General features: G+C 63.9%; 11 protein-coding genes. 5 read left to right on the forward strand and 6 right to left on the reverse strand.

What is annotated here, in order from left to right; genetic code table 11:
- Positions 1–343 precede the first annotated feature (343 nt).
- The 4 genes from ACFE72_RS11755 to ACFE72_RS11770 all read right to left on the reverse strand — a co-directional run bounded on the left by ACFE72_RS11755 (position 344) and on the right by ACFE72_RS11770 (position 4,544).
- Entirely contained in the window at positions 344–1,783 is a 1,440-nt protein-coding gene (locus ACFE72_RS11755) for a L,D-transpeptidase family protein (RefSeq protein ID WP_375413270.1), read from the reverse strand.
- A 369-nt stretch (positions 1,784–2,152) separates the two neighbouring features.
- On the reverse strand, positions 2,153–3,115 hold the full coding sequence (locus ACFE72_RS11760) for an acetyl-CoA carboxylase carboxyltransferase subunit alpha (protein WP_375413271.1): 963 nt from the start codon (positions 3,113–3,115) through the stop codon (positions 2,153–2,155).
- Between the two features lie 250 nt (positions 3,116–3,365).
- Positions 3,366–4,325, reverse strand: coding sequence for a site-specific tyrosine recombinase XerD (xerD, locus tag ACFE72_RS11765; protein WP_375413272.1), 960 nt, complete (start codon positions 4,323–4,325; stop codon positions 3,366–3,368).
- Positions 4,326–4,397: 72 nt separating this feature from the next.
- Entirely contained in the window at positions 4,398–4,544 is a 147-nt protein-coding gene (locus ACFE72_RS11770; protein WP_375413273.1) for a histidine kinase, read from the reverse strand.
- A gap of 159 nt (positions 4,545–4,703) precedes the next feature.
- Here ACFE72_RS11770 and ACFE72_RS11775 point away from each other — a divergent pair, with 159 nt between their 5' ends.
- From ACFE72_RS11775 to ACFE72_RS11785, 3 genes are all read left to right on the forward strand, one after another.
- The gene (locus ACFE72_RS11775; RefSeq protein ID WP_375413274.1) at positions 4,704–5,330 is read left to right on the forward strand and encodes a shikimate kinase; all 627 of its coding nucleotides are present in this window, start codon (positions 4,704–4,706) and stop codon (positions 5,328–5,330) included.
- Complete coding sequence (aroB, locus tag ACFE72_RS11780) at positions 5,327–6,469, forward strand: 3-dehydroquinate synthase (protein ID WP_375413275.1); 1,143 nt, start codon at positions 5,327–5,329, stop codon at positions 6,467–6,469. Before ACFE72_RS11775 ends, aroB begins: the two co-directional genes overlap by 4 nt.
- Before the next feature lie 127 nt (positions 6,470–6,596).
- The gene (locus tag ACFE72_RS11785; RefSeq protein ID WP_375413276.1) at positions 6,597–7,910 is read left to right on the forward strand and encodes an HlyC/CorC family transporter; all 1,314 of its coding nucleotides are present in this window, start codon (positions 6,597–6,599) and stop codon (positions 7,908–7,910) included.
- 24 nt (positions 7,911–7,934) lie between these two features.
- On the opposite strand, the gene ACFE72_RS11790 is transcribed toward ACFE72_RS11785, so the two are convergent.
- On the reverse strand, positions 7,935–8,204 hold the full coding sequence (locus tag ACFE72_RS11790) for a BolA family protein (RefSeq protein WP_375413341.1): 270 nt from the start codon (positions 8,202–8,204) through the stop codon (positions 7,935–7,937).
- Between the two features lie 96 nt (positions 8,205–8,300).
- On the opposite strand from ACFE72_RS11790, the gene ACFE72_RS11795 reads away from it, so the two are divergent.
- Positions 8,301–8,957 carry a J domain-containing protein gene (locus ACFE72_RS11795; RefSeq protein ID WP_375413277.1) on the forward strand — a complete coding sequence of 219 codons (657 nt, stop codon included), beginning with the start codon at positions 8,301–8,303 and terminating at the stop codon, positions 8,955–8,957.
- Positions 8,958–9,055: 98 nt separating this feature from the next.
- Here the strand turns inward: ACFE72_RS11795 and ACFE72_RS11800 are convergent, their stop codons facing one another.
- On the reverse strand, positions 9,056–9,754 hold the full coding sequence (locus tag ACFE72_RS11800) for a DedA family protein (RefSeq protein WP_375413278.1): 699 nt from the start codon (positions 9,752–9,754) through the stop codon (positions 9,056–9,058).
- 565 nt (positions 9,755–10,319) lie between these two features.
- Between ACFE72_RS11800 and cobS the strand changes: the two genes are divergently transcribed.
- Positions 10,320–11,318 (forward strand): cobaltochelatase subunit CobS, encoded by a 999-nt coding sequence (cobS, locus tag ACFE72_RS11805; RefSeq protein WP_375413279.1) that lies wholly within the window; start codon positions 10,320–10,322, stop codon positions 11,316–11,318.
- The last annotated feature ends 19 nt before the right edge of the window (positions 11,319–11,337 follow it).

An 11,337-nucleotide genomic window follows, 5' to 3' on the forward strand; every position in this document is an offset into this window, starting at 1 on the left:
GCATGAAGAATGCCGCATCGCGCCCGGGACACGGGGAGGCCGTCATGGCCGGGCTTGACCCTACGGAATTCACACATCTCGTCATACGCGGGCTTGACCCGCGTATCCATCCATCTTCGGAAGAGTCGTTTCGAAGGGGATGGATTGCCAGGTCAAGCCCGGCAATGACGATGAGATGTGTGCATCCAGTAGGGACGAGCCCGGCCATGACGTAGAAGCGCCCGGCCTTGTACCGCGCATGACGTAGACCACGCCGTCATGCCCGGCCACGCCCGCATATGACGTGATGCGAATCCGGCAGGGTCAAGCCTGCTCAAGACGGCTGGAATGGTTCGGATCGGCCTTACTTCACCGCCGAGAAGCGGCTCTCGAACGAGTTCGCGGGCACGATCGGCTGCGCGCCGGCGACAAGCGCGTTCGCGGCAGGCGCTGCGGGGTCGGAAATCGTCGGCTTGAACGGCGGCCGTACCGCCGCGACCCTGGTGTCCGCGGGTTTCGGAGCGGTCTTGGGTACGACGGCGGCCGGCCGCGGTGTATCCTTGGCGTCGCCGACTTTCGGCTTGGACGGCGCCGTCGCGGTGGTGTCGGCGTTCGTCAGCCCCACCTTGCGGGCGAGATTGCTGAAAAAGCCATCGGACTTTGCGTCCGGAGCGGCGGACGCCACGCGCGTTGCCGGCGCGGCGGCGGGCGTCACGGCAATGACGGGCTCTTCCTGCGATGCCAGCAGCGGATTACGCGGCGGATTGACGTGGGACGGAATGGTGCCGGGCGCGCGGGACAAGGCCAGCAGCGACAGGCTCTGACCCTCGCCACCTTCCGACAGGCCGGTCTCGCCACCGGGCAGCTTGGCGGCGAACACCTTGTTCATGCCGCCGTCGATGCCGGTGTTGAGCCGCGCCACCGGTGTTCCCCTGGCAATCAGCTTGGCGGTTTCAGCGGCCTCCTGCTGCTGCTTCTCCCGCACCGCGTTGGCGATCTCGTCCGGAATCATATAGGCCGGGCATTTCGCGGAGGCGTTGAACATCAGCGGCTTCGACGAATTCGGCGGCTGCGCCGGATCGAACACGTATTTGTTCTCGCAGAATTCGACCTTGGGCTCCTGCTTCGTCACCTCGAAATGATCGTTGCCTTCCTTGATCATCTTCCAGAACGGCATGTTCGGATTGTTGCGGTGCTTGGCCATGTTGACCGGCGTCATCTTGAACGGATAGGCCTGAAACTGGAATGCGCGCTGGCCGCCGAAGAAGGACTCGCGGCCCAACGAATAGATTTCGGCGATCTGCTCATCGGTCATGGCGTAGCAGCCCCGCGACGAACAGTCGCCATGCACCATCAGTTGCGAGCCGCTGCGTCCCAGCGCCTTGTCGAAGGCGTTGGGATAGCCGGTGTTGAAAGACAGGTAGTAAGCCGATTGCGGGTTCATCTGTCCGGGCGTGATCGAGTAAAAACCTTCCGGCGCCTGGCGATCGCCTTCCCGGACCTTGGGTCCGAGGTCGCCGGACCATCGGCAGATCGGATAGTTCTTCAGCAGCGCGAACTGGCCGGACCGCGTCTGTTTCCAGACCTCGAGCTCGGCTTCGGTCTTGAACAGGCGCACCAGGATCGGCGAATTCAGATCCATGTCCTTCGCCGTCATATCGGCGACAAGCTTTGCAGGAACCGGCTGGTTGGCCTTGGCGTTGTTGGCGAGCGAGATTTCATCGCTGTTGCAGCCGGCCAGCAGGCCGCCGGCTGCGAGCGCAACCGAGGCGACAAGCGCGCGGACCGGGATGCGTTCAATCACTGCAAAGCTCCGCAACCGATAGGCAATCGCGCACCCCAAGTCGTCAAGCGCCGTCGCGTCCATGCCCCAAGCCATTGAATAAAATATTATCCTTAAGCTCTCGGCCCCGCAAGCCGAACCGGCTTTGCGCCGGGTTCCATGATAGCCATGGTGAACAGAGGTTAAATATCGGTCTCAGGGCACAATTGGGGCTGAACGGACCTTATTCGGTGCAAAAAATCGTGCCGGGAAAGCTTTGACGTGGGGGTCGTTCCGCGCAGGCGGGACCAATAATCCTTGCCGTCAGTGTGCAAGATATTGAAACCACTGCTAAAACGCCGATGGAATTGCGTGCCGGTCCGCCCGCGCGGGGACGGCCGCCTTGCCGGCTCACCCCAGTTTCCGGCCAATATCCAGGAATTTCTGACGCCGGGCTTTGCGAATCATGTCGCGATCCAGGTTACGCAGCTCGTTCAGGGATTGGGCGATGGCGTCGCCGGTGATGGCGATCATGGCGACCGGATCGCGGTGCGCGCCGCCGGGCGGTTCGCGCAGGATCTGGTCAATGACCCCGAACCGCAGCATGTCCTGCGCGGTGATCTTCATGCTGGTGGCGGCTTCCTGCGCCTTGCTGCCGTCGCGCCACAGGATCGAGGAGGCGGCCTCGGGCGAGATCACGCTGTAGATCGCGTGCTCGAACATCAGCACCCGGTTCGCCGTGGTGATGGCGATGGCGCCGCCGGACATCCCCTCGCCGGTGATGATGGCGACATTGGGCACCCCGAGCGACAGGCAGGCGTCGGTGGAGCGGGCAATCGCCTCGGCCTGGCCGCGTTCCTCCGCCCCGATGCCGGGATAGGCGCCGGCGGAGTCGACGATCGACAGCACGGGAATGCCGAACCGGTCGGCCATTTCCATCAATCGCACAGCCTTGCGATACCCTTCCGGCCGGGCCATGCCGAAATTGTGCTTGATGCGGGATTCGGTGGTGGCGCCTTTCTCCTGCCCGATCACGCAGATGCTCTCGCCGCGAAAACGGCCGAAGCCGCCCATCAGCGCCTCGTCCTCGCCGAACTTGCGGTCGCCGGCCAGCGGCGTGAATTCAGTGATCAGCGCGTCGATGAAATCGCTCAGGTGAGGTCGCTGCGGATGGCGCGCCACCAGGGTTTTCTGCCACGGCGTCAGGTTGGCGTAGAGGTCTTTCAGCGCCTGCGCGGCCTTGTCCTGGATGCTTGAAATCTCCTCGCCGATGTCGCTGCCGCCGGCGGCCAGCGTGCGCAGTTCGTCGACCTTGGAATCGAGTTCCGCGACGGGTTTTTCAAAATCGAGATAGCTGCGCATGGGGCCGGTCATTCAATCAATATAGGGAGGAAGATGTCGGCAGACGAAGCGTTTTCCGAACGACCGAAGAACTGCCTTCGATTCAATCGTTTAGCATAGATAACCTTTATCCGCGGCGTACAGACCGGACCCATAGCCGCCGCTGGCTGTCGTTGCAACAGCCGCGGCCCCCGCCCTGGTAAAGGTCTCCTCGGTGTCAGGAATACCTTGAATCCTGTCGTCGGGGCCGGCAGCCGCCCGGCCTGCTGGCGGTACGATAAAACTACTTGTCCGCCAGCGGGTGCAGGTCGCGCACCAGGCTCTTCAGTCGTTCTTCCACCACATGGGTATAGATTTGCGTGGTCGAGATATCGGTGTGGCCGAGCAGGGTCTGCACGATGCGCAGATCGGCGCCGTTATGCAGAAGATGGCTGGCGAAGGCATGACGCAGCACATGCGGGCTGACCAGCCGCGGCGCCAGTCCGGCCGCCGCCGCCAGTTCCTTCAGGTCGCGGGCGAAATGCTGCCGGGTCAGGTGGCCGCTCTCGCCGAACGACGGGAATAGCCATTTCGAAACCGCGGCGCTGTTGCCGCGGTCCGTCCGCTGCGCTTCGAGCGCGGCGATGTAATCGGACATCGCCTGTTTGGAGGCTCCGTTGAGCGGCACCAGCCGTTCCTTGTTGCCCTTGCCGCGCACCACGATCATGCGCGCGTCGCGTCGCGCTGCCGCCAGCGGTAATGCGACCAGCTCCGAAACCCGCAGGCCGGTCGCATAGAGCACTTCAAGCAGGCAATACAGCCGAATCGCGCGCAGCCGCTGCGCCGCGGAGTTTTTCGGCGCATCGGTCAGGGCCTTCGCGCGTGTCAGCAGGCGGTCGACGTCGGCGATCGACAGCACCTTCGGCAGGCTGCGGCCGCGTTTCGGCCCGGAGAGGATCGCCGCCGGATCGTCGCTGCGGATGCGCTCGTTCAAAAGAAAGCGAAACAGGTGCCGCATTGCCGACAGCCGCCGCGCCACGCTCGACGACTTGAAGCCGCGGGTGTCGAGGTCGGCGAGATAGTCGCGCAGCGCCTGGGTCTCGGCGCCGGCAAAATTTCGGCCCGTGCGGGCAAGGAACGCGCTGAGATCTGCCAGATCCCGGCAATAGGCGGAAAGCGTGTTGTCGCCGGCGCCCTGTTCGGCCGCGAGCATGTCGAGGAACAGGTGGGTCAGGTGCGGGTCGGAGGTCTTGTGCAACGACATTCGATCGAGTCTCTCCCGTGAGCCGGTGAAACCGCGCGCGCGGCGCGCTCCCGGTCGATCCGATCCTACTCGCTATTTCTTGAGGAACTTGTCGGAAGGGATGGTAACCGTCATTTCCCGGGGTTTCGGGTTGACGAAATTCGCCAGCGCGAAAATCGCGCCATAGATGATGCCGCCGAGCACCGCGACGACCGTCAGGAAGCGGAACAGGCTGGGCATGAGCGGCCTTGGCGGCAATATTGACGGTGAATTGCGGGATAAGCGTGGCCGGACACCCACCATGTTCGCAACTCTCTTGCAAGACTCTCTGGCATCGGGTTTGGCCGGGGTAGTATAGGTGACGCGGAACGCCGCTTTGGCGGCCGACAGGTTCGATCAATGTCCGGAACTGCTGCAGATACCGGTGCCAGCCCCCTCCCGGAGTCCGACATAATCGCGGCGCTGGGGCGGCGTGCGATCGTGCTGGTCGGCATGATGGGTGCGGGCAAATCGACCATCGGCCGGCGGCTTGCCGCGCGGCTGCGGCTGCCGTTTGTGGATGCGGACACCGAAATCGAACTGGCCCACGCCGGCATGACAATCCCCGAAATTTTCGCGGCTCATGGCGAGCCGTATTTCCGCGACGGCGAAGCCCGGGTGATTGCGCGGCTGCTCGACGGGGGCGCCTCCGTGATCGCCACCGGCGGCGGCGCCTTCATGCGCGAGGAAACCCGTTGCCGCATCCGCCAACGGGCGGTGTCGGTCTGGCTCAAGGCCGATGCCGATACCATCATGAAGCGCGTCAAGCGCCGCGCGGACCGGCCGCTACTGCAGACCGCCGATCCGGCCGCGACGATCGGGCGTCTTATCGGGGAGCGCCATCCCCTCTACGAACTGGCCGACATCACGATCGCCTCGCGCGACGTGCCGCACGAAAAGATCGTCGAGGAGACCGTCGCGGCGCTGCATGCGCATCTTGGCGCCGCCAACCAAGCAACCGATGAAACAGCGGGCGCCGCACCATGACCGCGCCGCTGAAAAATTCCGATCCTGTCGTGGTCGATGTCGCGCTCGGCGAGCGCGCCTATGACATCGTCATCGGCCGCGGCGTGCTGCAATCGCTGGGCCGCCGTGTCGCCGGACTGCGGCCCGGCGCGCGGGCGGCCATCGTCACCGACGAATATGTGGCGACGCATTGGCTGCGCCAAACCGAGGCATCGCTGCTCGACGCCGGCGTCGCCACCTCGCGGATCATTGTCGACGAGGGCGAGGTTTCGAAAAGCTATGAGGGCATGGAGTATGTCTGCGAGGAACTGATCGCCGCCAGGATCGAGCGCGGCGATCTCGTGATCGCGCTCGGTGGCGGCGTGGTCGGGGACCTTGCGGGTTTTGCCGCCGCGGTCCTCCGCCGCGGCGTCGATTTCGTGCAGGTGCCGACCTCGCTGCTGGCGCAGGTGGATTCGTCGGTCGGCGGCAAGACCGGCATCAACTCACCGCACGGTAAAAACCTGGTCGGCGCGTTCCACCAGCCAATTCTGGTGGTCGCCGATACCGCAGTGCTCGACACCTTGTCGCCGCGCCAGTTCCGCGCCGGCTATGCCGAGGTCGCTAAATACGGCGCGCTCGGCGACGAGGCGTTCTTTACATGGCTGGAAGCCAACCACGCCGATATCGTCGCCGGCGGCAGCGCGCGCGAACACGCCATCGCCACCTCGTGCCGCGCCAAGGCGGCCATCGTGATGCGCGACGAGCGCGAGAACGGCGAGCGCGCGCTGCTCAATCTTGGCCATACCTTCGGCCACGCGCTGGAAGCGGCGACCGGATTTTCCGAGCGGCTGTTTCACGGCGAGGGCGTCGCCATCGGCATGGTGCTGGCCGCGGAGTTTTCCGCGCGGCTCGGGATGATCCCGGCATCGGACGCGTTACGCGTCAAACATCATCTTGCCGCCGTCGGGCTGCCGACCTGTCTGCAGGACATCGCAGGCTTCACCCAGGAAAAGATCAGCGCCGATGCGCTGATGGCGCTGATGGCGCAGGACAAGAAAGTAAAACGCGGCAGGCTTACCTTCATCCTGCTCGAAGCCGTCGGCCGGGCCGTGATTGCACCCGACGTCGATCCTTCGCTGCTACATGAATTCCTCGAGCGCAAGCTCGCGGGCAAATAAAATCGTCATGCCCGGGCTAGTCCAGGGCATCCACGTCTTACTTTCTTCTTTGGGGGGAAAAGACGTGGATGGCCGGGACAAGCCCGGCCATGACGAAACTTCAACCTGTAACCCGATTGGTCACGCCATGGACTGGATTTCCTTCGCCATCGTCATCACCTGCCTCCTGATCTCGGCGTTTTTCTCGGCCAGCGAGACGGCGCTGACCGGCGCGTCGCGCGCCAGCATGCTGCGGCTGTCGAAGCACGGCAACCGCGACGCCGGCGTCGTCAACAGCCTGTTTGCGATGCGCGAGCGCATGATCGGCGCGCTGCTGCTCGGCAACAATATCGCCAATATCGGAGCGTCGGCGCTGGCAACCGGCGTGTTCACCGCGTGGTTCGGCGAGGTCGGCGTGCTGTATGCCACCGGCGTGATGACGGTGATGGTGGTGATCTTTGCCGAGGTGCTGCCCAAGACCATCGCCATCAATGCGCCGGATCGCGTCTCGCTGCTGGTGGCGCGGCCGATGAAGCTGATGGTCTATGTGCTGGCGCCGCTGCTTACGCTGATCGAAACGATCGTTCGTGCGCTGATGACCTTGCTGGGCATCAAGATCGGCGCCAATCAGCCGGTGCTGTCGCCGAACGAGCGGCTGCGCGGCGCCGTCGATCTTCTGCATCATGAAGGCAAGGTCGAGAAGCAGGACCGCGACATGTTCGGCGGTCTGCTCGATCTCAGCGAGTTGCAGGTATCCGACGTGATGGTTCACCGCACCGAAATGGTGATGATCAATGCCGACCTGCCGCCCGAAGAGCTGGTGCGGGAGGTGCTGGCCACCGAATACACGCGGATTCCGTTATGGCGCGACAAGCCTGAAAACATCATCGGCGTCCTGCACGCCAAGGACCTGCTGCGGGCGATCCGGGCCTCCGAGGGCGACACCTCCAAGATCAACGTCTCCACCATTGCACTGCCGCCGTGGTTCGTGCCGGAGATGCGGCCGTTGTCGGAACAGCTCAAGGCGTTCCGCCGCCGCAAGACCCATTTCGCGCTGGTGGTCGACGAATACGGCGAAGTCGAAGGCATGGTAACGCTGGAAGACATACTGGAGGAAATCGTCGGCGATATTTCCGACGAGCACGACGTCGTGGTGGCCGGCGTGCGCGCCCAGCCGGACGGCTCGGTGGTGGTGGACGGCTCGGTGCCGATCCGCGATCTCAATCGCGCCATGGAGTGGCGGCTCCCGGACGAGGAGGCGACCACCGTTGCCGGCCTGGTCATTCACGAGGCCCGTTCGATCCCCGAGCGCGGCCAGAGCTTCACCTTCCACGGCTTCCGCTTCCGCGTGCTTCGCCGCGAGCGCAACCGCATCACCGCGCTGCGCATCGTGCCGGTGCCGCGCGAGGCGGAAACGGCCGGCGGGGTCGAAAAAAAACCGAAAGCGGGAACGGCGTTTTGACGGTTGTTCCTTAACGGTTGCCGCTCATGCTTCGCCCGGGCACTGCACCTTGAGCGCGAGCGCGTGCACAGGCCCCGCGAGTTCCGCCGCCAGCGTCCTGTTTATCATGCGGTGACGCTCGATCCGGCTCTTCCCTTCGAACGCTTTCGACACAATATACACCCTGAAATGCGTCTCGCCGCCCGGCCTGTGGCCGGAATGGCCCTCATGAAGATGTGATTCATCGACGACATCGAGGCTTTCCGGCGCGAAAGCTTCATGCAACCTGTTTGTGATAGCGTCCCTGACGGTCATGGCCGCGGCAATACGCACCTGGCTGCGGTTCGTCAACGAGAGAGTTTCGCAATGTCAAGACTTGAAGCTTTTTGCATTGCGTTGTCATAGTCAGCCATGCCGATTGATTCATCGAAATTCTTCGACAGCATTCGCATTAAGCCCAACAAGCTGAGCGCCAAGCAGCAGGCGCGCGCGCGCGAAGACGCGGTGATGTGCGAATGGCCGGACTGCAAGAACAAGGGGCCGCACCGCGCCCCCAAGGGCCGCGCCAACGACAAGGAATACTGGCATTTCTGTCTCAACCACGTGCGCGAATACAACCAGTCCTACAATTTTTTTTCCGGCATGAATGCCGATGCGGTGGCGCGCTATCAGAAAGACGCGCTGACCGGCCATCGCCCGACCTGGAAAATGGGTGCCAACGGCACCAAGGGCAAAGGCAAGACCGCCGAGGCCGACCTGGAAGGCGCCGCCGATCCGTTCAGCATGTTCAGCGAACTCAACGGCCGCGGCCGCTGGCGGCCGGGTCCCGGCGCGGGCGCCGAAGCGAAAGCGGAAACGCGGAAAGTCTTCAACGCCGAGCGCAAGGCGCTGCAGGTGATGGGGCTCGGTCCCGAGGCCACGCTCGAGGTCGTGAAGGCGAAGTACAAGGCGCTGGTGAAACAGCACCATCCCGACGCCAATGGCGGCGATCGCTCCACCGAGGATCGCCTGATCGAGATCATCAAGGCCTATAATTACCTCAAGACCGTGGTGCGCGGCGCCAGTTGAACCTCCCCAGTCGTCCAGGCGGGAACCCATGCATTCCGTTTGAGTGATGCGGAAGGTGGCAGCGGTTACCGGCGCTAACTCCAATATGACCACGGTGGTCATGGGTCCCCGCCTGCGCGTGGAAGACGCTGAGATTTTTGCCGCACCGGCGCAGGCTCGACCGCGCCGCCGCCGCGACGGCGGCGAATGATCCAGACGACGAGCGCGCCGATCAGCGCAGCGCCGATCACCAGCGGCATCCAGTAGTGTTTCGCGCTGCCTTCGAGCCCGGCCATGCCGCCGGCGCGATCCAGGGCGGATACCGCCAGCACGCCGGGCAGGATGTGCGCCGGCGCCCACAGCAGGATCGCCGCGATGTTGACCGCGTAGAAGCGCAGCGGCGACATCCCGAGCGCGCCGGCGGTGATCGGTACGAAGGCGCGGATCGGCGGTACGAAGCGCGCGAAAAATACCGCAAGCGTGCCCCAGCGATGAAAGAACGCCTCGCTTTGCGCGATCACGCCGGGATAGCGCGACATCGGCCAGGCGCTCAGGATTTCACGTTGCGCGCGATGCCCGATCCAGAACGCGATGCCGTCGCCCATCACGGCGCCGCCGATCGCGGCGGCGAACACGCCGGCGAGATCCAGTTCGCCGCCCGGCACCAGCGCGCTCAGGGCCAGAATGATGGTCGAACCCGGGATCACTGACCCGACGATAGGCACGGCTTCCAGCAGCGCCGCGACGAAGATCGTCAGGTAGCCGAGCCATGCGTGCGCCGCGACGAAGGAAGTCAGATGATCGATGAATGACGTCACGGCGTTCCCTGTCGTCTGTCGTCATGGCCGGGCTTGACCCTGCTGGATTCATGCATCTCGTCATACGCGGGCTCGACCCGCGTATCCATCCGCTTCGGAAGAGCCGTTTCGAAGCGGATGGATTGCCGGGTCAAGCCCGGCAATGACGGCCGAGATATGTGCATCCAGTAGGGTCAGGCCCGGCAATGACGGCCGAGATGTGTGCATATGGTAGATCAAGCCCGCCTATGACGAGATGTGTGAATCTCGTAGGGCTGGTCCGGCCACGTCTTGCGGGCCTTCAAGGAAGAACGACGCGGATGCCCGGCACGAGGCCGGGCGCCACGATTCCCCGGGGCCACGGTTTGGCACGCTCCGCCCGGCAAAACCGTGGTCAGTCCCCGTTGATTCGCGGGGCAGCCTTCCAAAATCCGCCGTCCCACCCTATCTCGATGATAACGCGACAGAACTTTTCATTGTGCCCCGGGCTTCTGCCGGCCGCTGGTCTCTGCTAGGTTCCTGATAGCACCCATCCGCAGCCACACCACAATCTGGTTTCGGGAGCACCCGGAACTTCGGAGGATTGATGACGACCGCCGCCATGACCAAAGCCCAGGAGCCCGCCGGCTTGCCCGACATGAAGGTGTCGGTCCGGCAGGTGTTCGGCATCGACAGCGACCTCGAGGTGCCGGCCTATTCCGAAGTCGATCCGCACGTGCCCGACATCGATTCGGATTACCGGTTCGATCGCGCCACCACGCTTGCCATTCTCGCCGGCTTCGCCAAGAACCGCCGCGTCATGGTCACCGGCTATCACGGCACCGGCAAGTCGACCCATATCGAGCAGGTCGCGGCGCGGCTGAACTGGCCCTGCGTGCGCGTCAATCTCGACAGCCACATCAGCCGGATCGACCTGGTCGGCAAGGACTCCATCGTGGTGCGCGACGGCATGCAGGTCACGGAATTCCGCGACGGCATTCTGCCGTGGGCGCTGCAGCACAATATCGCGCTGGTGTTCGACGAATATGACGCCGGCCGGCCCGATGTGATGTTCGTGATCCAGCGGGTGCTGGAAGTCTCGGGACGCTTGACCCTGCTCGACCAGAACAAGGTGATCAAACCGCACCCGGCGTTCCGGCTGTTCTCGACCGCCAACACCGTCGGCCTCGGCGACACGTCCGGCCTCTATCACGGCACCCAGCAGATCAACCAGGGCCAGATGGACCGCTGGTCGATCGTGACGACGCTGAATTACCTGGCGCATGACGAGGAAGTGGAAATCGTGCTCGCCAAGGCGCATCACTACCGCACCTCGGAGGGGCGCGACATCGTCAACAAGATGGTGCGGCTCGCCGACCTCACGCGTAACGCATTCGCCAATGGCGACCTCTCGACGGTGATGAGCCCGCGCACGGTGATCACCTGGGCGGAGAACGCGGAAATCTTCAGCGACATCGGATTTGCGTTCCGCGTCACCTTCCTCAACAAATGCGACGAACTGGAACGGCCGCTGGTGGCCGAATTCTATCAGCGCTGCTTCAATGCGGAACTGGCGGAGAGTTCGGTGAACGTGGCGTTGAGCTGACCTTTGCTGCCGCGGGTCG

The sequence above is a fragment of the uncultured Bradyrhizobium sp. genome (assembly GCF_964252615.1).
In the GTDB taxonomy this organism is placed as follows: Bacteria; Pseudomonadota; Alphaproteobacteria; order Rhizobiales; family Xanthobacteraceae; genus Bradyrhizobium.